Raw genomic sequence first — 22,527 nt, 5'->3', positions numbered from 1 at the left:
CCACCTCTCTTTGATTATACTATTATATCGAGATGCACACTAGAGTTTTGGGGGATTTGAGTTTGGTTATATATTTGTGTCCGCGCAACAAAGGCGCGGGGAAATGGAGAAAATCATGGTAACCTCCGGCAAAAAGAAAAAAGGAAGCACGTTTGTGATTCAATTACCATATGTTGATTAAATTTTAAGTGAGCAGGAATCTTACAATTTTGTAAGACTTCTGCTCGTTTTTTGAAAGTGAAATGAAAGATTATCTTGATACAATTTGGATGTAGGTTGAAAAGGTACACTTTACAGAATTAAAAAGGAGGCAACACATGAGTGTGATATTAGAAACCAAGCAGCTTTGTAAATTTTATGGCGTGGGTGAGAATCAGGTCAAAGCGGTCAATCAGGTGGACATTCAGATTGAGCAGGGAGAATTTGTCGCAATTGTCGGAAAGTCAGGTTCCGGTAAAAGTACATTACTTCATATGCTTGGAGGGCTTGACACCCCGACAAAAGGCAGTGTTACTTTAGCCGGGAAAGATTTATACAGGATGAAGGAAGATGCCCTTGCTGTTTTCCGCAGAAGAAAAATCGGATTTGTTTTTCAGGCATTTAATCTGGTTTCATCTGTTAATGTCTGGGAAAATATTGTACTGCCACTGGGGCTGGATGGAAGAAAAGTGGATGAAGCGTATGTAAATGACATTATTGCAACTCTGGGGATTGAAAACCGAATTTATAATCTGCCAAATCAGTTATCCGGAGGACAGCAGCAGAGAGTAGCAATTGCAAGAGCACTGGTGAATCGTCCGGAAATTATATTTGCAGATGAGCCGACAGGAAATCTTGATTCTAAGACCAGTGATGAGGTAATCGCTCTGCTTAAGATGACAGCAAAAAAATATGGGCAGACAATTGTAATGATTACCCATGATGACGAAATTGCACAGGTCGCTGACCGTATTCTGGTGATTGAGGACGGACAGGTGGTGGATTTTAGATGAAGACAATAAGCAGGATTGCATATAGCAATGATAAAAAGAACAAGACAAGAAGCATATTGATCATGATGGCAATCTGTCTGACAACGATGCTGCTTGTGATTATCAGTACTGTGGGAAATGGAATGATCCGTTTACAGAAAAGTCAGGCGGCAGGCTCATATGGAAGCAATTATGGTTTGTTTGTCGCAGCAGATGGATCGCAGTTAAAAGAAGTAAAACGCCGTGCGGAAATAGATGCTACAGGTACTATGTGCACCGAAGGTATCATAAAAGGCAACGAAAACGGTGGTTTTGTCTGCATGGATGAGACTGCAAGAAAAATGCTTCCCTATAATAAGGAATATGAGTTAAAGGAAGGAAAGTATCCGGGGGGAATGCAGGAAATTGCCGCAGGAAGAGCATTTTTTCGTGCAATGGGGTATGGTGATGTAAAAATCGGAGATACGGTTACACTGGATTACCGCACAGGGATGCAGTCAGAATATAAGCCGGAAAAATTTGTTGTCAGCGGAATCCTATATGATCGGGATGAGTATACCATCGAGGCATCTTATGTTGCTTTCGGGTCACAGGAGTTTTATGATGAACACGTTGCAGAGAATGACAGACAGTATAATATTTATTTTACTTTAAATGATTCTGCAAATGTATCTATGAATAATATTAATTCGGTTATAAAGCAGATTGCAGCGTCTTGTGGGATCGAAGAAAAAAACGTTATAGTCAATGATCTCTATTTGCAATGGGTCTTGCAGCCGAGTTATGAAATGATTGCGGTATGCGGGGTTTTGATTCTTGCAATTGTACTTTTCTCTGTTGTGGTCATTTATAATATTTTTCAGGTCGGTATTGCCAACAAGATACAGGAGTATGGAAAAATCAAGGCTCTAGGAGCGACAAAAAAGCAGATGAAACAACTGATCTTCAGAGAGGGTATGTTTTTGACAATTTCTTCAATACCAGTTGGATTGCTTCTTGGTTTTCTGATTGCAAAATGCGGTTTTAACTGGCTGGTAGAACAGGGAAACCTTGTATCAACCGGAACTGGCTCTATGGGAGCTCAAAATCAGCAGGTGTCTTTGTTTTCTCTGCCTGTTATGCTTCTCTGTATTTTCGTATCATTTCTTACCGTTGCTTTGGCACTGCGTAAACCAATGAAAATTGTTTCACGTATTTCACCTATCGAAGCAACACGCTATTTAGAAAATGCAGAAACACACAAAAAAGGAAAACGAAATGGCAGAAAAAATGTCACCGTGTTTTCTATGGCAATGGCAAATGTAACGGGTAATCCAAAAAGAACTATTGGTACTATCCTCACAATGGGGCTTTCCTGCGTATTGTTTGTGATTATCTCAAATTATGTGGGAAATATTGACACGGAGCATGAAGCACGTCTTTCCGTTAATCATGGACAATTTGAACTGCAGCTTGACTATTCTGCTGAGTATGATGAAAGATATCCGGAGAATAATCTGGATACGATTCTGACGGATGATCCATTGAATGATTCGCTGATTAAAGAAATCAAAAGCATTCCGGGAGTAACAGATGTCATGACGAGAGAGATTGTCTCTGTAAATCTGAACGGAACAAGATTTCCGGCTACTATTGTGAGTAAAAAGGATTTTGATTTTATGCGCCAAGAAGGGGATATTGGCTCTATGGACTATGATCAGGCGGTAAAGAATGGTGATATTTTCTTTGGCTGGTCAACGTGGATGGAACAAGATGGATATGCTCCGGGTGAATCCATTGCATTTGACTTTGAGAATGGAAGTGGAACCTATACCTATCAGGGGAAGATTGCAGGATCTTTTGTAAGTGCGGACACTTATCTTGTCATTCCGGAAGGTGTATATCGTTCCATGAATCCGAGAGGAACAGCCTATGGCTATCTGTGGGTGGACTGTGATAAAAAAGATGTGGCATCTGTAGAACAAAGTCTGAATACTTTGATTTCTAATACTTCGCATATAAAAATGGATACTTATCATGCGCAGTTACAATCTGCCGAATTTGCAAGCAGCATGATGAAGCTTGGCTGTTATCTGTTTATGGCTATTGTAGGACTCATCGGGTTTATGAATATGGCGAATACCATGATCATGAATATTACGACAAAAAAGCAGGAATATGGTATATTACAGGCTGTGGGTATGACAAATAAACAATTAAATTTATGTCTGCAGTTACAGGGACTGATTTTTACGGTTGGTACCATATGCGTAGCTTTGATCATTGGTCTGCCGCTCGGCTATGCACTTTTTTCCTATGCAAAACATAATGGAATATTTGGAATGAATATCTATCATGTTCCAATCGTACCGATTTTTATTATGATTTTTTTGGTCGGTCTGTTGCAGATTGTACTTTCCTGCGTTTTAAGCAGTAATCTGAAAAAGGAAACGCTGGTAGAAAGAATAAGGTATCAGGGATAGCAAGTAATATGTAATGAATTAGGTCTTAACCAAGAGGAGAAATAGATAACTTTCATTTTGTATGTATGATAAATCTAAACAGTATTTTAGCAACATTTCCTGAAGGGGGGGCAGAAAGTGTCTCAAATAAAAATGCTTCAAACCAATGGCTTGAAGCAGTGGATGAAGAAGAATATCTAAAATTGAAATAAAACAAAACGATCAGGAAGGGAAGCCTGATCGTTGTTTCTTTCAAGAGTTATTTTGAAGGGAGTTTAGGAAATTTTAGGAATCACTCTTGGTAAAAAGAAGCTTTGATTATTATAGGGAGTTGCTTTCTCTTTACAGGTACTATTATGCTTTTTATCTATGAACACATTGTGAACTCATTATTTTTTTTCTAGGAAATATGTTATAATGAGGTTCGAGGAGGATTTTTTATGAAAAAATCAATCATTACATTCTTATGTTTGATGTTGATCACATTATCAGGATGTACTTATAATACCAAATATTCAGAAAGTGATGCCCCCTTAACTATTACAGGTGGTCTCAGTGATACATTGATTGTGTATTATTCATTCAATGGTGAAGAACGTGAACTTGCTAAACAAGTACAGTCATATACAGAAGGGGACTTACTTTGTTTACAGACTTCTAAGAAGTACTCTACAGACTTTAAAGAAAGAATTAAAGAACATAGAAAAGAAAGAGAAGCTTACGCAAAAGCACTTAAAGAAAATAAACATGATTATAAGAATAAACATGTATTAGATACATTACCTACTCTTAAAAATCAAATTGATGATATTGATCAATACAAGACTGTATATCTTATTTATCCATGCTGGGAAAAGGATGAACCTTTAATTATTGATTCATTCTGTATGGATTATGACTTATCAGGTAAAACAATTGTACCTATGTGTACAAGTGAAAAGAACTGGCGTGGCCATGTGAAATATTCCAGCAGGAAGAGTGTTGCTCACTTTAATAAGATGATACCAAATGCGAACTTTAAGCGTGCAAAGGCATTTACTGATGTCAAAGGCGTTAAAGAGTGGCTAGAAACTATTGATATGATCTAGACTGGATATTGATCCAGTCTTTTTTTGGAGAACTATAATGAGACATATATTTTTACTTAAACCAGTGGATGATGATTATGATCATCATCCGTTTATAGAAACAATTAGAGAAGTGATGCAGGGTTATGATTATGATATATTCATGAGTACTTATCCTGATCACGCCAAGAAGATTATTAAACATTATAAAGAACCAACACGTTTTTATAGTGTTGGTGGGGATGGAATGTTGAACCAGGTAATTCAGGGACTTGTAGGTACACCTCATGAACTAGTAGTTATTCCTTATGGAACAGGAAATGACTTCTTTAAGATGATTTCTAAGAATAATGATTCTAAAGAAGTACTTAAAGCATCTTTAAAGGGTAAAACAATTCCTATTGATACAGTGTTAATGAATAATCGTTATTTTATTAATAATGCATGTTTTGGTTGTGATAGTGTGATTGCGAATCATGTTCATGATGATGTTAAGATTCCTAAGATGTTTAAAGGACATCAATATGAGTATTCTATTCTAAGAAACTTTGTCCAGTATCCATTTTATCATATTAAGATGACCAGCCATGGAACACTATTATATGAAGGTCCTGTTACTTTATGTGCCTGTGCGAATGCGAAATATTATGGTGGGGGTTATAAGATTGCCCCTCATGCATCATTAGAAGATGGTCTCATGAATATTGTGATTCTTGATCAAATTAATAAAGGACTTATTCCTTTATATATTAAGAAGATAGTAAGTGAAACACTTGATCAGGATAAACATGCTCATGTCTTTACTGTAGATGAAGTGGATGTAGAATCTCAGTATCCATGTAATTTAGATGGTGAAGAAGTAAAAGCATCTCATTATCATTTAGAGGTAAAGAAGAATAGTTTAAATCTTGTAGTCTTTGATAATTAAAGAAATAAATGTTTCTATGATTGGAGATAGTTCTTCTTTTCTTGTGATAAAGGCTGCAGACGTATAGAGACCCTTGTCTTTAAGTTTAGTATAAGTTTGTGAATTTAAGTCTATATATGGTATAGCCGCTTCAGGTATAATAACCACCTGATCTAATATTGAACCCCATACTAGGGCAGTACGTATATCATCTGTAATAATAGGGATATGTGGCTGGAATTGGAGTTCATTTAAACAATAATCTATTATAAACTGACGATAACGTCTGTGAATCAAAACAGGATCATCTCGATAATCAATGAGATGGTTCTTTTTTTCATTCACAAGAGTAGAAGGTCCTACCGCAATCATTGGTTCAGGCTTAAATAAAAATGATTTCACATTCGTAGAATCAAATGGTGTTCTGACTAACGCAATATCTATTTCATGAGCCAGCAAGGCATCCATCATCTCATAGGTCGTTCCTTCTTTCATATGAATATCTAACTTAGGATATTTCTTTCTAAATACATCCATATGATCATGTGTAATTAAATAACCATTAGAAGAAGTAATCCCAAAACGTAAGATCTGTGTGGCAGCTCCTTGTACTTCTTTACTTGTCTGTTCATATAAATTCAACATCTGATTACATCTACGATAAAATAAGTGCCCTGCAGGCGTTAATGTGATATGACGATGTCCTCTCTCTATCAGTATTGTATCTAATTCTTCTTCTATCGCTTTTAACTGCATAGAAAGAGGAGGCTGTGAAATATGTAATACACGTGCAGCCTGTGTTATAGTCCCTTCTTCTACAATTGTCTTAAAGTATTTCATCTGTTTTAGTTCCATACGTATCTCCTATAGATTCTATATAAAATATATATTATACATATAGTATAAAACAGGATTATAATGTTGCAAGGACAGGGAGGAAAAATATGTATATAATGAAATATTTAAAGCCTTATAAATGGCAGGCCATTTCAGGCTTTATATTTAAACTTATAGAAGCATTTCTAGAATTATGTATACCAATGGCTGTAGCTCTTATTATTGATAATGGTGTTGCAGTACATAATACAAACTATATTACAAAGATGGCTTTTGTGATCTTTGGTTTATCTACAGTAGGATATGCAAGTTCACTTGTATGCCAGTATTTTGCATCACTTACATCACAGGGTGTAGGTACACTTATGCGTAAAGATATGTATCGTGCAATCAACCGTTATGATTATCAGGATCTTGATATTATTGGTACACCTTCTTTAATCACAAGAATCACCAATGATATCAATCAGATTCAGTTAGCTGTTGCCATGGTTATTCGTTTATGTTCAAGATCACCATTTTTAATTATTGGTTCTTTAATCATGAGCTTTGTGATTAACTGGCAGGTAGCACTTATTTTTGTGATTGTCGCACCACTTATTGCGTTTAGTATTTACTTTGTGATGAGTCATACAGCGCCTATGTATTCTCATATCCAGCATATCCTAGATAACGTATCTCTTATTACAAGAGAGAATCTTTCAGGTGTCAGAGTCATTCGTGCTTTTAACCAGCAGGATAATGAACAAAAACGTTTTGAATCAACAACCACAAAACAAAAAGAAGAACAGATCATTGCAGGTAACCTCAGTGCTGTATTAAATCCAGCTACTACAATCATTGTGAACTTTGGAATTATCGCAATTCTTTATATCTCAGGCTTTAAAATCAATGCAGGTAGTATGACACAGGGAGAAGTCATCTCTCTTATTAATTATATGAATCAGATCCTACTTTCCATGTATGTCTTTGCGAATGTTATTGTGATCTTAAATAAAGCCAGTGCATCATACAAAAGATGTGCAGATGTACTAAGTCAGAAACCAGATATTGTCCAGGGAATCAATGAGGCTCCAAGTGACTATCAGAACCTTATTACTTATGATCATGTTTCATTCTCATACTATTCAGGTAATGCTTTAACTGATGTGTCATTCAATATCCTTCCAGGTCAGACAATCGGTATTATTGGAGGTACAGGTTCAGGTAAAACAACACTTATTAACCTGATTCCTCGTTTTTATGATGTCACTGAAGGTGAAATCCGTATCAAAGACCTTCCTATTAAATCATATAAGTTCAAGGATTTAAGAAATATGATTGGTATTGTACCTCAGCAGGCCACACTCTTTGGAGGAACAATCAGAGAAAATATGCAATGGGGTCATCCTCATGCTACTGATGAAGAAATCTATGAAGCATTAGAACTTTCACAATCTAAAGAATTCGTCGATAAGATGACAGAAGGCTTAGACACCTATATTGAACAGGGTGGTAAGAATGTATCTGGTGGACAAAGACAAAGACTCACTATTGCCCGTGCCTTAGTCAAAAAACCAGAAATACTTATTCTAGATGATAGTGCTAGTGCACTAGACTTTGCGACAGATGCAAAACTAAGAAAAGCTTTAAGTACACTTAATATGACAGTTATTATTGTCTCTCAAAGAGTGAGTGCTTTAATGCATGCAGATTCTATTGTGGTATTAAGCCATGGTGAAGTCGTAGGACAGGGTACTCATGACATGCTTATGAATACATGTGATGTTTATCAGGAAATTGTTATGTCACAGATGGAAGGAGGACAGAGTAATGAAGAATAAAAGTACTTTAAAAAGACTTATGGCATTCTGTCGTCCTTATCGTATCTATCTTGTAGGTGCATTATTATTTTCTACAATTAACATTATATTCACTCTTTTGACACCAATTCTTATTGGGAAAGCCATTGACCAGATGATTGGCTATCATCAGGTTTTCTTCCAGGGGCTAAGTCAAAAGATCTTCTATATTGCATTCTCTGTATTGATGACTGCATTATTCAACTATTTCTTAGTCAGAGCATCTAATAAGATGACTTATGAAATCACAAGAGACTTAAGAACAGAACTCTTTAAACAATATCAGATTTTACCTCTTTCTTATATCGATTCTCATACTCATGGTGATATGATGAGCCGTATGATTGCCGATATTGATCAGATTTCAGATGGTTTATTACAGGGCTTTACGAACCTCTTTGGTGGTATTGCGACAATCTTAGGTACAATTGGCTTTATGTTATATGTGAATGTTAAGCTGGCTTTGATTGTTATTGTATTAACGCCACTTTCTCTCATTGTCGCAACACTTATTGCGAAATATACATTCAAGTTCTTCCAGGAACAATTATCTATTCGTGGAGAAATGAGTGGTTTTGTAGAAGAAATGGTAGGAAACCAGAAAGTCGTCAAAGCATTCCAACATGAATCAATCAATGAAGAGAAGTTTGATGAAATCAATGATCGTTTATTTAAGAGTGGTGTTAAATCACAGTTCCTAGGTGCACTTGCGAATCCTTCTACACGTTTTGTGAATGCGATTGTTTATGATACAGTATGTATCTATGGTGCCTTTAGTGTCATTGGTGGAGGTCTTACAGTAGGTGGTTTATCATCGTTCTTGACTTATGCCAATCAGTACACAAAGCCATTTAATGATATTTCTAACGTATTTACTGAATTAGAAACAGCTTTAGCCTGTGCTGAGCGTGTCTTCAAGATTATTGATGAACCAGCTATTAAAAACCCAGAACATCCCAAGACTATTGATAATCCACAAGGTGTTATTGACTTAAACTATGTGAATTTCAGTTATTCACCTGAAAGACCATTGATCACTGATTTTAATCTTCATGTCAATGCAGGTGAAACAATTGCGATTGTAGGACCTACAGGATGTGGTAAAACAACATTAATTAACTTACTAATGCGTTTCTATGATCCTCAAAGTGGTTCTATCTCTATTGATGGTATTAATACACAAACGATGGATCGTTCCTACTTGAGAAGTCTCTATGGTATGGTATTACAGGATACATGGTTATTTAAAGGTACTATTAGAGATAATATTGCGTATGGCTCAAATAATGCGACAGATGAAGAAATTATCGAAGCTGCCAAAAAAGCCCATGCTCATAAATTCATTATTCAGTTAAAAGGTGGCTATGATGCGATGCTTGCAGAAGAAGGCAGTAACTTATCACAAGGACAAAGACAGCTTTTATCTATCGCAAGAATCATGCTCGCAAATCCACCTATGTTAATTCTTGATGAAGCCACTTCATCTATTGATACACGTACAGAAAGACAAATTCAGGATGCCTTTGATACAATGATGATTGGTAGAACAACCTTTATTGTAGCCCATCGTCTTTCTACTATTCAAAAAGCAGATCAGATTATTGTGATGAATGATGGACATATCATTGAACAGGGTAAACATGAAGAACTATTAAAGAAGAATGGTTTCTATCATAACCTTTACTATAGTCAGTTTGAAAAACCAGAGTAAACAAAAAAAGATTCCTCACGGAATCCTTTTTTATTAGCTTCTTCCTGTTACTGCTTTTCTTAAAGCCTGTTTATCAACCCAGCGTGTAGAGAATCTAAAGTTCTTCTGTGCGAATACAAAAGTGATTTCGTTATTTGTATTGAAGTTGATTTTCTTCATCTTACGATAATCGATAAGAAGACGACCTACAAGCATATTTTTTCTACCAACTAATACAAGGTTTGCAATCTGCATTGAATAGATGATTGAATAAATAGCCCATACACTTAAAGCGTTTGAAATGTAGTTCATTTTGTGAGCATTGTATGTTGAAATCATAAAAGCGATACAACCAAATAATACTACAAAATAAAGTACTGTAAGACCAATATAAAAAGCCTTACCTGCAGGACTCATACAGAATTTTAATGAATGATCTCTTTTCTTAGATTTAATAATAGTTACAACTACATTCACAATCATATATGTAAAGTAGAGACCAACGAGTCCAACAAGAAATGCAAGTATAATTAAAACCTGATCCATTCTGTTCTCTCCTTTATTCTTCTTATAATTATACATTGAACTGTTCAATTTGGCTATACCCTATTTGTATGGACAAATAAAAAAGAAGCAGTATAATACATAAAAAAAGGGGGAAAATGAAAATGTATACACTTCATTACACAATACAGAACGATCAATGTGACTATACAGGTCGTTTAAGAGATGAAAATATTTTTGTCTATTTCTCACGTATAGCAACTGTAGATGGTTCTTTATCAGGATTCTATAAAGAATCAATGAAGGGAAAGTATGGTTATGTTGTTTCTAAACAGTCACTTATATTAACTGAACCTATTTATGAAGATGATGAAATTACTTTGACTACAGAGATTGGACATTATTCTAATGTGATTTTTCCTCGATTCTACTATATAGAAAAAGAAGGTAGACGTATTGGTGAATGCCGTTCTATCTGGACTCTTATTGACCTAAAGAGACGTCGTATTACATCTCCTAAGCGTGCAGGATTAACTCTTCCTGATAACCCAGACTTGGTCAAAGAAGAACCAGAAACACTCTTTACGCAAGATGATAGACAATTAGTAAGTACTTATACTGTACCTTATAGTGATATAGATACAAATAGACATTTAAACAATACCCATTATTTACGTATCGCTTCTAACTTGATTCCCGTAGAAGCCTATGAAAATCATTTTATGGATTCTATTTCTATTAACTATAAAAAAGAAATACTCGCTCATCAGACAATTGAACTCTATCTCACTCATATTAATGATACCTATATCATTGAAGGAGATGTAGAAGGAGAAAACTGCTTTATTGTGAAAATCCATATGAAGGAGTACACAAAATGAAAAAAGAACTTCCTATCATGATCTTTCATAAAGATAATCAAGACTACTATGGCGGAGACCAGGATTGGTTTCCTGATGAATGGGCAAGACGTGCAGGATGTGCAAGTGTCTGTGCTGCAGATATGGCCTGTTTCTATGAACATAAGCTAGATATTTCTTATCCGGATTTTCTAGAACTGATGACAAAGATGTTTAAACTCAATACTCCAGGTATTATGGGTTTCCCTTATTTCTATAAGTTTGCGAAGAACTTTAAAAAGTATATGAAACATATTGGTTTGAATGTAGAACCTATTTATCAGAAGATTACTGAATCTCCTGAACAGGGTGTACATTTTGTGAAAACAGCTATTGATCAGGGGCATCCTATTGGTATGTTGATTTTAACTCATGAAGCACAAATATTAGAAGAAGAAACATGGCATTGGATGTGTATTACTGGTTATGAAGAAACAGCATCTGATACATCTATTATCTTCTCATCATGTGGTGAACGTGTATGTGTTGGTGCTTCTACACTCTTTAATAAGAGTCATAAGAATATTGTAAAGCTTGTAACGTTTGATTAAAAAGGAGATGTCGTCATCTCCTTTTAAAATTCCATAGGACTATATAAATTAATCTCAAGATGAGTAATTGGTTCTTCAAACTTGATATATGCTGCATGAAGTGCTAAACGTGGATAATCAGAGCCTTCATTATAAAGGGAATCACCTAGAATAGGATGACCAATAGAAGCCATATGAACACGGATCTGATGCTTTCTACCAGTCTCTAGACGACATCTTACAAGTGCATGATCTTCCTTATTTTCTAGACACTGGTAATAAGTCACAGCAGGAATACCCTTAGAATGAACACGCATCTTAGAAGGACTATGTCTATCTTTGCCTAAGTTCTGTTCAATCTTATATTCCTTACCTTCTTTGATATGACCCTCTACATAAGCCAAATATTCTCTTTGTATCTCTTTAATAGACAATGCATGATCTAGATAAGCCTGTATTAAATGACACTTACAGAATACTACTAAACCGCTTGTGTCATTATCTAAACGATGAATATAACGAACAGGAATATCATATCCCTGTGTCATATAATAAGCACTCACTCTATTAGATAAGCTGTCTGTCTTATGAGGATCATCTGGATAAACCGCAATCCCAATAGGCTTATTCACAACAAGAATCAGATCATCCTCATATACAATATCTATATCCTGAAAGTCAGGTGCATATGTTTCATCATCATGTTCATAAGCAAGAACATCTAATACATCATTTGTATGAAGTATAGGATTCATATTAAATACATGATTGATTTTATAGTCTTTATTCTGTTTTAATAAATGAATTGTTTTGCGTGATAAATGCAGATCTGCCCACAAATCAGATAAAGGACGATTTTCATATTCTTCATCAATAGTGATAAGAAGATGCTGTCCTTGCTTCTTTATTCTCATGGACGATATACAGTGATTTTGACATCAATAGTGACATCAAGTGCTTCTAATGTATCAAGAACATCACGCTTTTCTTTCTTGATATGATAATAATGTGGTGTCATCTTTAAAAGATTTAATGCATCTTCACGATTCTTAATAGAAATAGTCTTCTTAAAATCATGACTCTCTAATACATTAAATGGAAGACGGATATACTTATCAGACTTAGTCTTTACTTCATCATAAATCAAATGTTTAATTTCAATTAAATGATCTCTATTGGCAGTTACATGGATAATATAACCATCCTCTTTAATACATCTAGCAAGTTCTTCCTGATTCACTACAGTGAACATTGCGGTAATAACATCCATAGAATGATCAAGTACAGGAATATTCTTAGAATTACCTACAATCCAGTGGATAGACTTATCATATTGTGTAGCCATTCTTACAGCTAACTTAGAAATATCTAAGCCACAATAAGTATTCTCATCACCAAGAATCTGTTTCATACGATATGTATAATAGCCTTCACCACAACCTAGATCTAGGATATTTAAAGGACCTTCCTTCTTCTTGATTTCATTTACTACTTCAAAAAGAATAGGATCATAATAACCCTTATCAAGATAAGCTTTTCTCGCAATCAATGATTCTTTAGAATCACCTGGATTATTAGATGCCTTATCAGGATTTAAAAGTAGATTCATATACCCTTGACGGGCAATATCATAACAATGGTTATTAATGCATTTACATGTTTTACCTTCAATTTCTAAAGGTTCATGACATTTAGGACATGCAAGTATACTCATTTTTATTTACCTCGTTTCTATTGCTTATTCGCAATGATATAATAGCATACTTTACTTGAAAGTTGTAAAATTAATATGAAAGAGAGGGATAACATGAACATAAAAAAAGCTTTTTCTAACAGTCTTCTTTCACTTCTCTATAAAAAGCCGCTTTCTAAAATCACCATAGGAGACTTACTAGAGGATACTGAACTCTCAAGACAGACATTCTATAATCACTTTCTAGATAAGAATGATCTTATTGCCTATGTTTATGATACAGTGATTGTGAATCAGTTCAATGAAGAAATGTCTATTGACTTTAAATTATCACTTACACAAACATTAAACAGTCTAAAAACATATGAGACCTTTATTGAACAAGCTTGTTTAATAGATGGACAGAATTCTCTAAAAGAACATATGCTCAACCACTGTATAGAATTTGATTTAAAATGGCATGAATACTGTATAGGAGAACCATTATCCAAAGAACTTGAATTTGCGACACTTTACCATACCAATGCCTCTCATAGTATGGTCCTTCAATGGATTCTGGATGTTATGAAAGAACCAATAGATGAACTTGTAGGCAACATCAATCATATGCGTTACTTAGGTTTAAAAGAATTATTAGGAAACCATTGTCCTTATAGATAAAATAATGATTTTGTCTATTAATGGATAGAAGTACTTTTTTGTCTTTCGCTATTTATTCTTGTATATATTATGATAGTTCCAGGAGGACGAGTATTATGAAATATACATTAATAGGCACTTTAAAAGTTTCACAGATATGTTTAGGATGTATGGGATTTGGAGATGCTTCACAAGGTATGCATTCCTGGACATTACCTTATGAAGACTCGAAAAAAATCATTTTCCATGCTTTAGAATCAGGTATCAATTTCTTTGATACAGCGATGGCTTATCAGTCAGGCACAAGTGAAGAATACTTAGGACGTGCTATTAAAGAGTATGGACATCGTGAAGATGTTATTATTGCAACTAAGTATACACCTAAGAGTGATGATTCTATTGATTCAAGAACATATTTAACTGAGTGTTTGAATAACAGTCTAAGAAGATTACAGACTGATTATATTGACCTCTATATCATGCATATGTGGGATTATCGAACACCTATTGAAGAAACATTAGAAATACTCAATGACTTCATTAAAGAAGGTAAAATCAAAGAAATAGGTATTTCCAACTGTTTTGCATATCAATTAGCAACTGCCAATACTATTGCGAAAGAAAGAGGCTTACAAGGATTTGTAAGTGTTCAGGGACACTATAATTTAATCTTTAGAGAAGAAGAAAGAGAAATGAAGCGTTATTGTGATGAAGAAGGTATTTCTATGACACCTTATAGTGCACTTGCATCAGGACGTCTCGCAAAGCATCCTGGAGAAACATCACAAAGACTTGAACAAGATACATTTGCGAGAGGTAAATATGAAGCCTCAAAAGATCAGGACTTAGAAATTATTCAACGTGTTGAAGAACTTGCATCAAAGCATCATGTTTCTATGAGTGAAGTATCATTATCCTGGCTGATGTCTAAAGTGGCATCACCAGTTGTAGGGGCGACTAAACTTAAACATGTTGATACAGCTGTACTTGCGACAGAACTTGAATTAAGTGAAGATGAAAAACAATACTTAGAAGAACCATATCAGCCACATCCACTCGTAGGTGTCATGGCAACGAATGCTAAATAGTCACATTATTTGTGACTATTTTTGTGTTCTATAGTATAATAAATGAGATGAAGGAGGAGTACTTATGGGACTATTTTCTAGAAAATCAAAGGTGGATTATGACCTTGTATTTAGAGAACAATATAAATCATTAAATCGTGTTCATCAGCAGGCTCGTGATGAATTAGATTACAAAGTAAAAGAATCATTAATGGAGGTTGTAGTAGAAAAATATTGTGAACTATTAGAACTCATTGATAAAGGGGCTAAACAGGATCCTAAACACTTTGAAGCATTAAAAAAGAATGCGGAAGATGAATTACAAACTATTAAGAATATTAATGAAGATGCATAGAGGAGAAAAATATGAAGTTATATAAAAAAGGTGATGACTCCTCTTATACATTGGGTGTCTTTCCTACAATAGAATTATTAGAACATAAACCAGATATTGTGAAAAGAGTGGTTGTACACTCTTCAATAGAAGAAAACAGAGGATATCCTAAAATCAAGGAATTATGTGCATTACATCATATTCCTATTGATGTGCATTATGCGACAATCAATAAGCTCTCACCAAAGTCTAATTGTTATGCGATTGGGGTATTTAAAACATTCTATGAACCTTTACAGAAGGGGAATCATATTGTATTAGTGAATCCTATGGATATGGGTAATATGGGTACAATTATGCGTACAATGTTAGGATTTGGTTATCAGGACTTAGCTATTATTCGTCCAGCAGTCGATATCTTTAATCCTCATGTTGTCCGTTCTTCTATGGGTGCATTATTCTCTTTACGTATTCATTATTATGAAAGTATTGATGAGTATCTTAAAGAGTTTGGTGATCATCAATGTTATCCATTTATGTTGAAGGGGGCTAAGAATATTCATCAGGTGAAACCTGTGACACCTCATTCACTGATCTTTGGAAATGAATCATCAGGACTTGATGATATTTATATGACATATGGACAAAGCGTCTTTATTCCTCATACGAATGCGATTGATTCACTTAACTTAGCACAGTCTGTCGGTATTGGTTTATTCCACTTCTCACAGGATGCATTTAATAAACAGGAGGTATTGCGATGAAATATGATTTTGATACAGTCTATGATAGACATCATACAAACAGCGCAAAATATGATTCCGGTCATACAGATGATCCTGATATGATTCCTATGTGGGTTGCAGATATGGATTTTAAGACGTTACCAGATATTCCAGAAGCACTCTCTAAACGTGTGTCAGATGGTATTTATGGTTATAGTACAATTCCAGAAGAATACTTAGAAAGTGTTGTAGGATGGATGAAACGTAGACATGATTTCCATGTTGAAAAAGACTGGATTGTCCCTACACCGGGTGTTGTAACTGCCTTTCATCTTGCAGTAGAAGCTTATACTAAAAAAGAGGAGAGTGTATTGGTTCTTACACCAGTTTATTATCCATTCTATCGTGCTATTAAAAACAATGGCAGACGTATGGTAAGAATGCCTCTTGATTTAAAAGATAACCAATATACACTTGATTACAAAGCATTTGAAACTAAGATTATAGAAGAAAACGTCAAAATGATGATCTTCTGTAATCCACATAATCCAGTAGGTAAAGTATGGACTAAAGAAGAACTAAAAACAATTGGAGATATCTGTAAAAAACATAACGTTTTTGTAGTATCGGATGAAATCCATATGGACTTTGTCTATGCGCCTCATAAGCATATCGCATTCTATGAAGTAGACCCTGAATATAAGAACTTTTCAATTGTATTAACTGCAGCATCTAAGACATTCAACTTAGCTGCACTTCAGACTTCTGCAGCTATTATTGCGGATGAAAAGCTGAGAAACCAATTTAAGAAAGTAAAGATGAGTCATTCTATTTCTGATCCTACAATATTAGGATTTATTGCGACAACAGTCGCTTATACTAAGGGTGATGAATGGGTGAATCAACTTCTAGATTATATTAAAGGGAATATGGATTATCTTGATCACTTCCTTAAAACTGAATGTCCTGGTATATCTTTAATTGATCCCCAAGGCTTATATCTTGCCTGGGTGGATATGAGAACACTTGGTATGAGTAATGAAGAACAGGAAGACTTCATGTTACATAAAGCCCATCTTTGGTTAGATGAAGGTTATGTGTTTGGTGAAGAAGGATCAGGTTTTGAAAGATTTAACTTAGCATGTCCTAGAAGTACTTTAGAAAAAGCTTGTTTACAGTTAAAGAAGGCATTAGATGAAAAATCTGCATAGTTTAAGACTTCAGGGATATATCGATGATCTTCCATTAGATTGTGCTTGTGAATATACGAATCTACAATTAAAGAAGTTTCTTCACACTAATATAGCCTATCAACAGACACTTGCAATACGCTTATTAAATAAGCGTATTGGCTATCAAAAAGACTATCAGAAGCAGTTAAAAGAGATGCTTGATGATAATCCTGCTTATTATACAAAGCAGGAAATAGAAGGCTTTTTAAGCTTGATAAATGAAAAAGAAAATAAAGTAAAATAAAAACGTTTACATCTTTTAATTTTCCTAGTAATAGACAAGAAAAAAGAGTATTATGGAAGTATAAAAGAAAAGGAGAGATAATATTATGGGATTAGTTTCCGCAACAGAAATGTTAAAAAAGGCTAAAGCAGGCCATTATGGTGTTGGACAGTTCAACATCAATAACCTTGAATGGACAAAGTCTATTCTTTTAGAAGCACAGGAATTAAATGCACCAGTAATCTTAGGTGTATCTGAAGGTGCTGCAAAATACATGACAGGTTTCACAACTGTAGCTGCTATGGTTAAAGCAATGGTAGAATCTTTAAATATCACTGTACCAGTAGCATTACACTTAGACCACGGTTCATATGAAGGTGCTAAGGCAGCATTAGCAGCTGGATTCACTTCAATTATGTTCGATGGTTCTCATTATTCAATCGAAGAAAACATCGAAAAGACTAAGGAATTAGTTGAATTATGCCATGCTAAAGGTGTATCTATCGAAGCTGAAGTAGGTTCAATCGGTGGAGAAGAAGATGGTGTTATTGGTATGGGTGAAGTAGCAGATCCTAAAGAATGTAAGATGATTGCTGACTTAGGAGTTGACTTCTTAGCTGCTGGTATCGGTAATATCCATGGTGTATACCCTGCAAACTGGGCTGGTTTACAGTTCGAAGCATTAGATGCTATCCAGAAAGAAACTGGTATCTTACCATTAGTTCTTCATGGTGGTTCAGGAATTCCTGATGAACAGGTTAAGAAAGCAATTGGCTTAGGTGTATCTAAGATCAACGTTAACACTGAATGTCAGTTATACTTCCAGAAAGCTACTAGAAAGTACATTGAAGAAGGTAAAGATCAGCAGGGTAAAGGTTATGACCCTCGTAAGTTACTTGCTCCAGGTGCTCAGGCTATCAGAGACTGCGTAAAAGACAGAATGGAAGTATTTGGTTGCATCGGTAAAGCTGCTGAATAATTCATTTAAGAGAGAAGCTTAGGCTTCTCTTTTTTTATGCAAATAAAAAGATTCCTACCACAAATAAAATGTGGTAGGAATAACTATGTTAGTTCCAGTAATCTAATTGATCATAATCAGTATAATAAGTTGAGGATGCAAGTTTCTTATAATTATCTTTATTTATTCTAGCATATTGTTTTATTTGAGAATCTTCACTCTTATTAGATTTAGTCACAAGTACATCTGATTCACTTGATAATCTATAGAAACGATATGCATCATTCTTTATTACAATAGTATAAGAAGGTGAGCCATAACGTGTTTTACTTTCATCATACTTCTGTATATCATTAGGCAAGTGATCAATAAAATCAACATCTTTTAACTTGTTAGATATAGAAGCTGCTTTATAGAAAGAATAACCTTTCTTCTTCTCTCCGCTTACAGTAACTTCTGATAAATAAGAACTAGAACTAGGTACTACAAATACTGCAATAACTGCAATGATTAAACAAACAACAATACTTACAATAATCTTTTTTGATTTCATAGGGTCTCCTTGTATTTGAATTTATTATTATAATATACAAAAATAAACAGGCTATTAGTAAAGTAACTCTAAATATGTTGTGCTTGTGTATGTAATATTTCTGGTTATATCTCATCCTTTCTTTGATTTAACAGCTTATACAACTGTTGATCACTATTTAATGCATCCTTTTACATTAATCATTATACACCACATATAATAAGTAAATATGAATTATCAGTCATGATGGATTTCTATTATTCTTGACTTACCCTATAACCCTCTAGTATACTAGGTATATGTAAAAGGAGGAATTGATTATGATGATATCAACTAAAGGACGTTATGCTTTACGTGTCATGATTGATTTAGCACAGCATGATCGTTCTAAATATATACCATTAAAAGAAATAGCTGCAAGACAGAATATCTCTGAAAAGTATCTAGAAATTATTATTAAATCTTTGTCTAAAGAACACTTTGTAGAAGGTTTAAGAGGTAAGGGTGGGGGATACCGTTTAACACATGCTCCAGAAGACTATAGTGTTGCTTCTATTCTTAAGATTACTGAAGGAACATTAGCTCCTGTATCATGTTTAGCAGATGAATGCAATACATGTGAAAGAGCATCTTATTGTAATACATTACCTATGTGGACTGGTTTATATAAAGTGATTACAGACTATTTAGAAGGTGTTTCTTTAAACGATTTAGTACCTGCTTCATCAAATGGCGACGATTATGTCATATAATCATAAATATAATCAATTAAATTTAGAAAATACGAAATATTCATAAAAAATATTATAAATATAGTTGACTGGTAGGTTTATCACTGCTATAATCCTATTAACCTATCAAACAAATAGGGTTAAGGAGGAAACATACATGTCTAATAAAAACTATCATTTCGAAACACTTGCATTACACGTAGGACAGGAAGAAGCTGATCCAGTAACTGACGCTCGTGCAGTACCTATCTATCAGACTTCATCTTACGTTTTTCATAACTCAGATCATGCAGCAGCTAGATTCGCATTACAGGATGCTGGTAATATCTATGGTCGTCTAACAAACCCAACTGAAGATGTATTTGAAAAAAGAATTGCGGCTTTAGAAGGTGGTGTAGCAGCCTTAGCAGTAGGTTCTGGTGCAGCTGCAGTGACATATGCAGTACAAAACTTAGTGGCTGCAGGTGACCATATCGTATCTGCAGAAAACATCTATGGTGGAACATTCAACCTATTCAAACATACATTTACTGATTATGGTATTACTACTACATTCGTAGATGCATTAAATCCACAGGCATTTGAAGATGCTATTCAGGAAAACACAAAACTTGTTTATATTGAAACTTTAGGTAACCCTAATTCAGATGTTGTAGACATCGAAGCAATCGCAAAGATTGCACATAAACATGGTTTACCATTAGTTATTGATAACACATTTGGTACACCTTATTTAATTAGACCAATTGAATATGGTGCTGATGTTGTTATTCATTCAGCAACTAAATTCATTGGTGGTCATGGTACTACTATTGGTGGTGTTATTGTTGATGCAGGTAAGTTTGACTGGGCAGCACATGCAGATAAATTCCCACAGCTTGTTGAACCAAACCCATCTTATCATGGTGTAAGCTTTGCGAAAGATGTAGGAGCAGCTGCTTATATTACAAGAATTAGAGCTATTTTATTAAGAGACATGGGTGCAACTCTTTCACCAATTCATGCTTGGATCTTCTTACAGGGTCTAGAAACACTTTCATTACGTGTAGAAAGACAGGTAGAAAATACATTAAAGGTTGTAGAATACTTAAATAACCATCCACAAGTTGAATCTGTATCACATCCTTCAGTATCTACAGATCCATCTCAGCAGGCATTATATAAGAAGTATTTCCCTAATGGTGGTGGATCAATCTTTACATTCAACATCAAGGGTGATGCAAGAAAAGCAAAAGATTTCATTGATAACTTACAGTTATTCTCATTACTTGCTAACGTTGCAGATGTGAAATCTTTAGTTATTCATCCAGCTTCTACTACACATGCAGAAATGAATGAAGAAGAATTAAAACAGGTAGGTATCCAGCAGAATTCTATTAGATTATCTATTGGTACTGAACATATTGATGATATTATTGCAGACTTAGATCAGGCTTTTGCTGCAGTAAAATAACAAATTCGGAGGAAAATTAACATGAGTAAGGTATTTACTAGTGCTGACCAGTTAATTGGCCATACACCATTATTAGAATTAACACATTTAGAAAAGAAATATAACTTAGAAGCAAAGGTTATCGCAAAGGTTGAATACTTCAATCCCGCTGGAAGTGTTAAAGATAGAATTGCGAAGAATATGCTTGATGAAGCAGAAAAAGCAGGAAAAATCAATAAAGACACTGTATTAATTGAACCTACTTCAGGTAATACAGGTATTGGTTTAGCTTCTGTTGCTGCTGCAAGAGGTTATCGTATTATTATTGTTATGCCTGAAACAATGTCTGTAGAAAGACGTACATTAATGAAAGCATATGGTGCTGAACTTGTCTTAACAGATGGAAGCAAGGGTATGAAGGGTGCTATTGCGAAAGCAAATGAACTTGCAGAAGGAATTGAAAATAGCTATATTCCAGGACAGTTCGTTAACCCAGCTAACCCACAGGCCCACTATTTAACAACAGGACCAGAAATCTTTGAAGACTTAGATGGTCAGGTAGATTACTTTGTAGCTGGTGTAGGTACTGGTGGTACAGTGACTGGTGTAGGACAGTACTTAAAAGATAAGAAACCGGACGTAAAAGTAGTTGCAGTAGAACCAGATTCATCTCCAGTACTATCTACTGGACAGGGTGGTGCACATAAGATTCAGGGTATCGGTGCAGGTTTCGTACCTGATGTATTAGATACAAAGGTATATGATGAAATCATCCGTGTGACTAATGAAGATGCATTTGCGACTGGTAAAGAAATTGGTCAGAATGAAGGTATCTTAGTAGGTATTTCTTCAGGTGCTGCTGTTTATGCTGCAATTGAACTTGCGAAAAGACCAGAAAATAAAGGAAAGACTATTGTAGCCTTATTACCAGATACAGGTGATCGTTATCTTTCTACTCCTTTATTCCAGGATTAATATAAAAGCCAAGGCATTTTAATGACTTATATCCAGAAGTCTTTAGATGAACTCTATGAAAAAATGCCTGTGCCTATCCCACAAGTTAAGTTAGTACAATGTCAATACAACAATGATTCTAACCTAATCGGTGCGCTTGCAAACTATAAGAAAGTATACTAAAAGAGGCTCAAGCGAGCCCAATGGAGTCAACTTAAGAAGTTGGCTCTTTTTTATTGCTTTTTTTCCTATTATAAGTGTATATTTATGACATTGTAGTTAAGAATAAAAGATTGAATATATTTATATAATGCCATATA

General features: G+C 34.7%; 24 protein-coding genes. 19 read left to right on the top strand and 5 right to left on the bottom strand.

Annotated elements, in window-relative coordinates; genetic code table 11:
* Nucleotides 1-317 precede the first annotated feature (317 nt).
* The 4 genes from H8909_RS09845 (at nt 318) to H8909_RS09830 (ending at nt 5,407) form a co-directional block, all read left to right on the top strand.
* A complete protein-coding gene (locus tag H8909_RS09845) occupies nt 318-992 on the top strand; it encodes an ABC transporter ATP-binding protein (RefSeq protein WP_062808035.1) in 675 nt (224 codons plus the stop codon).
* Nucleotides 989-3,433, top strand: coding sequence for an ABC transporter permease (locus H8909_RS09840; protein WP_187012704.1), 2,445 nt, complete (start codon nt 989-991; stop codon nt 3,431-3,433). Before H8909_RS09845 ends, H8909_RS09840 begins: the two co-directional genes overlap by 4 nt.
* Before the next feature lie 419 nt (nt 3,434-3,852).
* Entirely contained in the window at nt 3,853-4,500 is a 648-nt protein-coding gene (locus H8909_RS09835; protein WP_187012703.1) for a flavodoxin, read from the top strand.
* A gap of 37 nt (nt 4,501-4,537) precedes the next feature.
* Nucleotides 4,538-5,407, top strand: coding sequence for a diacylglycerol/lipid kinase family protein (locus tag H8909_RS09830; RefSeq protein ID WP_187012702.1), 870 nt, complete (start codon nt 4,538-4,540; stop codon nt 5,405-5,407).
* Here H8909_RS09830 and H8909_RS09825 read toward each other — a convergent pair.
* Entirely contained in the window at nt 5,381-6,241 is an 861-nt protein-coding gene (locus H8909_RS09825) for a LysR family transcriptional regulator (RefSeq protein ID WP_187012701.1), read from the bottom strand. The two genes, H8909_RS09830 and H8909_RS09825, sit on opposite strands and share 27 nt — an antisense overlap.
* 89 nt (nt 6,242-6,330) lie before the next feature.
* On the opposite strand from H8909_RS09825, the gene H8909_RS09820 reads away from it, so the two are divergent.
* Together H8909_RS09820 and H8909_RS09815 are read left to right on the top strand one after the other, a co-directional pair.
* Complete coding sequence (locus H8909_RS09820; RefSeq protein WP_187012700.1) at nt 6,331-8,046, top strand: ABC transporter ATP-binding protein; 1,716 nt, start codon at nt 6,331-6,333, stop codon at nt 8,044-8,046.
* Nucleotides 8,036-9,775 (top strand): ABC transporter ATP-binding protein, encoded by a 1,740-nt coding sequence (locus H8909_RS09815; RefSeq protein WP_187012699.1) that lies wholly within the window; start codon nt 8,036-8,038, stop codon nt 9,773-9,775. The genes H8909_RS09820 and H8909_RS09815 overlap by 11 nt, the downstream gene beginning before the upstream one ends.
* Nucleotides 9,776-9,808: 33 nt before the next feature.
* Here H8909_RS09815 and H8909_RS09810 read toward each other — a convergent pair whose 3' ends face one another.
* On the bottom strand, nt 9,809-10,300 hold the full coding sequence (locus H8909_RS09810; protein ID WP_233502441.1) for a hypothetical protein: 492 nt from the start codon (nt 10,298-10,300) through the stop codon (nt 9,809-9,811).
* A 122-nt stretch (nt 10,301-10,422) separates the two neighbouring features.
* On the opposite strand from H8909_RS09810, the gene H8909_RS09805 reads away from it, so the two are divergent.
* Both H8909_RS09805 and H8909_RS09800 read left to right on the top strand, forming a co-directional pair.
* Nucleotides 10,423-11,139 carry an acyl-[acyl-carrier-protein] thioesterase gene (locus tag H8909_RS09805; RefSeq protein ID WP_187012698.1) on the top strand — a complete coding sequence of 239 codons (717 nt, stop codon included), beginning with the start codon at nt 10,423-10,425 and terminating at the stop codon, nt 11,137-11,139.
* Nucleotides 11,136-11,708, top strand: a complete 573-nt coding sequence (locus H8909_RS09800) for a hypothetical protein (RefSeq protein WP_187012697.1) — start codon at nt 11,136-11,138, stop codon at nt 11,706-11,708. Before H8909_RS09805 ends, H8909_RS09800 begins: the two co-directional genes overlap by 4 nt.
* 23 nt (nt 11,709-11,731) lie before the next feature.
* On the opposite strand, the gene H8909_RS09795 is transcribed toward H8909_RS09800, so the two are convergent.
* Both H8909_RS09795 and H8909_RS09790 read right to left on the bottom strand, forming a co-directional pair.
* Complete coding sequence (locus H8909_RS09795; RefSeq protein WP_187012696.1) at nt 11,732-12,601, bottom strand: RluA family pseudouridine synthase; 870 nt, start codon at nt 12,599-12,601, stop codon at nt 11,732-11,734.
* Complete coding sequence (locus H8909_RS09790) at nt 12,598-13,401, bottom strand: methyltransferase domain-containing protein (protein WP_187012695.1); 804 nt, start codon at nt 13,399-13,401, stop codon at nt 12,598-12,600. Before H8909_RS09790 ends, H8909_RS09795 begins: the two co-directional genes overlap by 4 nt.
* Nucleotides 13,402-13,494: 93 nt before the next feature.
* Between H8909_RS09790 and H8909_RS09785 the strand changes: the two genes are divergently transcribed.
* The 7 genes from H8909_RS09785 to fba all read left to right on the top strand — a co-directional run bounded on the left by H8909_RS09785 (nt 13,495) and on the right by fba (nt 18,579).
* The gene (locus H8909_RS09785; protein ID WP_187012694.1) at nt 13,495-14,040 is read left to right on the top strand and encodes a TetR/AcrR family transcriptional regulator C-terminal domain-containing protein; all 546 of its coding nucleotides are present in this window, start codon (nt 13,495-13,497) and stop codon (nt 14,038-14,040) included.
* 95 nt (nt 14,041-14,135) lie between these two features.
* A complete protein-coding gene (locus H8909_RS09780) occupies nt 14,136-15,107 on the top strand; it encodes an aldo/keto reductase (protein ID WP_187012693.1) in 972 nt (323 codons plus the stop codon).
* Nucleotides 15,108-15,171: 64 nt separating this feature from the next.
* A complete protein-coding gene (locus H8909_RS09775; protein WP_187012692.1) occupies nt 15,172-15,441 on the top strand; it encodes a hypothetical protein in 270 nt (89 codons plus the stop codon).
* Between the two features lie 11 nt (nt 15,442-15,452).
* Nucleotides 15,453-16,184 carry a TrmH family RNA methyltransferase gene (locus tag H8909_RS09770; protein ID WP_187012691.1) on the top strand — a complete coding sequence of 244 codons (732 nt, stop codon included), beginning with the start codon at nt 15,453-15,455 and terminating at the stop codon, nt 16,182-16,184.
* Nucleotides 16,181-17,356 carry a MalY/PatB family protein gene (locus tag H8909_RS09765; protein ID WP_187012690.1) on the top strand — a complete coding sequence of 392 codons (1,176 nt, stop codon included), beginning with the start codon at nt 16,181-16,183 and terminating at the stop codon, nt 17,354-17,356. The genes H8909_RS09770 and H8909_RS09765 overlap by 4 nt, the downstream gene beginning before the upstream one ends.
* Nucleotides 17,340-17,621 (top strand): hypothetical protein, encoded by a 282-nt coding sequence (locus H8909_RS09760; RefSeq protein ID WP_187012689.1) that lies wholly within the window; start codon nt 17,340-17,342, stop codon nt 17,619-17,621. Before H8909_RS09765 ends, H8909_RS09760 begins: the two co-directional genes overlap by 17 nt.
* Before the next feature lie 85 nt (nt 17,622-17,706).
* Nucleotides 17,707-18,579, top strand: coding sequence for a class II fructose-1,6-bisphosphate aldolase (gene fba, locus H8909_RS09755; RefSeq protein ID WP_006507099.1), 873 nt, complete (start codon nt 17,707-17,709; stop codon nt 18,577-18,579).
* A gap of 88 nt (nt 18,580-18,667) precedes the next feature.
* Here fba and H8909_RS09750 read toward each other — a convergent pair whose 3' ends face one another.
* Nucleotides 18,668-19,111 carry a hypothetical protein gene (locus tag H8909_RS09750; RefSeq protein WP_117458917.1) on the bottom strand — a complete coding sequence of 148 codons (444 nt, stop codon included), beginning with the start codon at nt 19,109-19,111 and terminating at the stop codon, nt 18,668-18,670.
* A 299-nt stretch (nt 19,112-19,410) separates the two neighbouring features.
* Between H8909_RS09750 and H8909_RS09745 the strand changes: the two genes are divergently transcribed.
* The 4 genes from H8909_RS09745 to H8909_RS09730 all read left to right on the top strand — a co-directional run bounded on the left by H8909_RS09745 (nt 19,411) and on the right by H8909_RS09730 (nt 22,390).
* Nucleotides 19,411-19,842 (top strand): RrF2 family transcriptional regulator, encoded by a 432-nt coding sequence (locus tag H8909_RS09745; protein WP_117458916.1) that lies wholly within the window; start codon nt 19,411-19,413, stop codon nt 19,840-19,842.
* A gap of 136 nt (nt 19,843-19,978) precedes the next feature.
* Entirely contained in the window at nt 19,979-21,274 is a 1,296-nt protein-coding gene (locus tag H8909_RS09740) for an O-acetylhomoserine aminocarboxypropyltransferase/cysteine synthase family protein (protein WP_006507093.1), read from the top strand.
* A 21-nt stretch (nt 21,275-21,295) separates the two neighbouring features.
* Nucleotides 21,296-22,228, top strand: a complete 933-nt coding sequence (cysK, locus tag H8909_RS09735; RefSeq protein WP_187012688.1) for a cysteine synthase A — start codon at nt 21,296-21,298, stop codon at nt 22,226-22,228.
* Nucleotides 22,229-22,249: 21 nt separating this feature from the next.
* A complete protein-coding gene (locus H8909_RS09730; RefSeq protein ID WP_187012687.1) occupies nt 22,250-22,390 on the top strand; it encodes a hypothetical protein in 141 nt (46 codons plus the stop codon).
* Nucleotides 22,391-22,527 lie beyond the last annotated feature (137 nt).

It is taken from the genome of Catenibacterium faecis (assembly GCF_014306455.1).
Classification (GTDB): domain Bacteria; phylum Bacillota_I; class Bacilli_A; order Erysipelotrichales; family Coprobacillaceae; genus Catenibacterium; species Catenibacterium mitsuoka_A.
This window is presented reverse-complemented; position numbering and strand designations above follow the sequence as displayed.

What these genes read in the sequence shown, in the direction of transcription:
- H8909_RS09845 (WP_062808035.1), top strand. Translation starts at nt 318, where the DNA reads ATGAGTGTGATATTAGAAACCAAGCAGCTTTGTAAATTTTATGGCGTG.
- H8909_RS09840 (WP_187012704.1), top strand. Translation starts at nt 989, where the DNA reads ATGAAGACAATAAGCAGGATTGCATATAGCAATGATAAAAAGAACAAG.
- H8909_RS09835 (WP_187012703.1), top strand. Translation starts at nt 3,853, where the DNA reads ATGAAAAAATCAATCATTACATTCTTATGTTTGATGTTGATCACATTA.
- H8909_RS09830 (WP_187012702.1), top strand. Translation starts at nt 4,538, where the DNA reads ATGAGACATATATTTTTACTTAAACCAGTGGATGATGATTATGATCAT.
- H8909_RS09825 (WP_187012701.1), bottom strand. Translation starts at nt 6,241, where the DNA reads ATGGAACTAAAACAGATGAAATACTTTAAGACAATTGTAGAAGAAGGG.
- H8909_RS09820 (WP_187012700.1), top strand. Translation starts at nt 6,331, where the DNA reads ATGTATATAATGAAATATTTAAAGCCTTATAAATGGCAGGCCATTTCA.
- H8909_RS09815 (WP_187012699.1), top strand. Translation starts at nt 8,036, where the DNA reads ATGAAGAATAAAAGTACTTTAAAAAGACTTATGGCATTCTGTCGTCCT.
- H8909_RS09810 (WP_233502441.1), bottom strand. Translation starts at nt 10,300, where the DNA reads ATGGATCAGGTTTTAATTATACTTGCATTTCTTGTTGGACTCGTTGGT.
- H8909_RS09805 (WP_187012698.1), top strand. Translation starts at nt 10,423, where the DNA reads ATGTATACACTTCATTACACAATACAGAACGATCAATGTGACTATACA.
- H8909_RS09800 (WP_187012697.1), top strand. Translation starts at nt 11,136, where the DNA reads ATGAAAAAAGAACTTCCTATCATGATCTTTCATAAAGATAATCAAGAC.
- H8909_RS09795 (WP_187012696.1), bottom strand. Translation starts at nt 12,601, where the DNA reads ATGAGAATAAAGAAGCAAGGACAGCATCTTCTTATCACTATTGATGAA.
- H8909_RS09790 (WP_187012695.1), bottom strand. Translation starts at nt 13,401, where the DNA reads ATGAGTATACTTGCATGTCCTAAATGTCATGAACCTTTAGAAATTGAA.
- H8909_RS09785 (WP_187012694.1), top strand. Translation starts at nt 13,495, where the DNA reads ATGAACATAAAAAAAGCTTTTTCTAACAGTCTTCTTTCACTTCTCTAT.
- H8909_RS09780 (WP_187012693.1), top strand. Translation starts at nt 14,136, where the DNA reads ATGAAATATACATTAATAGGCACTTTAAAAGTTTCACAGATATGTTTA.
- H8909_RS09775 (WP_187012692.1), top strand. Translation starts at nt 15,172, where the DNA reads ATGGGACTATTTTCTAGAAAATCAAAGGTGGATTATGACCTTGTATTT.
- H8909_RS09770 (WP_187012691.1), top strand. Translation starts at nt 15,453, where the DNA reads ATGAAGTTATATAAAAAAGGTGATGACTCCTCTTATACATTGGGTGTC.
- H8909_RS09765 (WP_187012690.1), top strand. Translation starts at nt 16,181, where the DNA reads ATGAAATATGATTTTGATACAGTCTATGATAGACATCATACAAACAGC.
- H8909_RS09760 (WP_187012689.1), top strand. Translation starts at nt 17,340, where the DNA reads ATGAAAAATCTGCATAGTTTAAGACTTCAGGGATATATCGATGATCTT.
- fba (WP_006507099.1), top strand. Translation starts at nt 17,707, where the DNA reads ATGGGATTAGTTTCCGCAACAGAAATGTTAAAAAAGGCTAAAGCAGGC.
- H8909_RS09750 (WP_117458917.1), bottom strand. Translation starts at nt 19,111, where the DNA reads ATGAAATCAAAAAAGATTATTGTAAGTATTGTTGTTTGTTTAATCATT.
- H8909_RS09745 (WP_117458916.1), top strand. Translation starts at nt 19,411, where the DNA reads ATGATGATATCAACTAAAGGACGTTATGCTTTACGTGTCATGATTGAT.
- H8909_RS09740 (WP_006507093.1), top strand. Translation starts at nt 19,979, where the DNA reads ATGTCTAATAAAAACTATCATTTCGAAACACTTGCATTACACGTAGGA.
- cysK (WP_187012688.1), top strand. Translation starts at nt 21,296, where the DNA reads ATGAGTAAGGTATTTACTAGTGCTGACCAGTTAATTGGCCATACACCA.
- H8909_RS09730 (WP_187012687.1), top strand. Translation starts at nt 22,250, where the DNA reads ATGACTTATATCCAGAAGTCTTTAGATGAACTCTATGAAAAAATGCCT.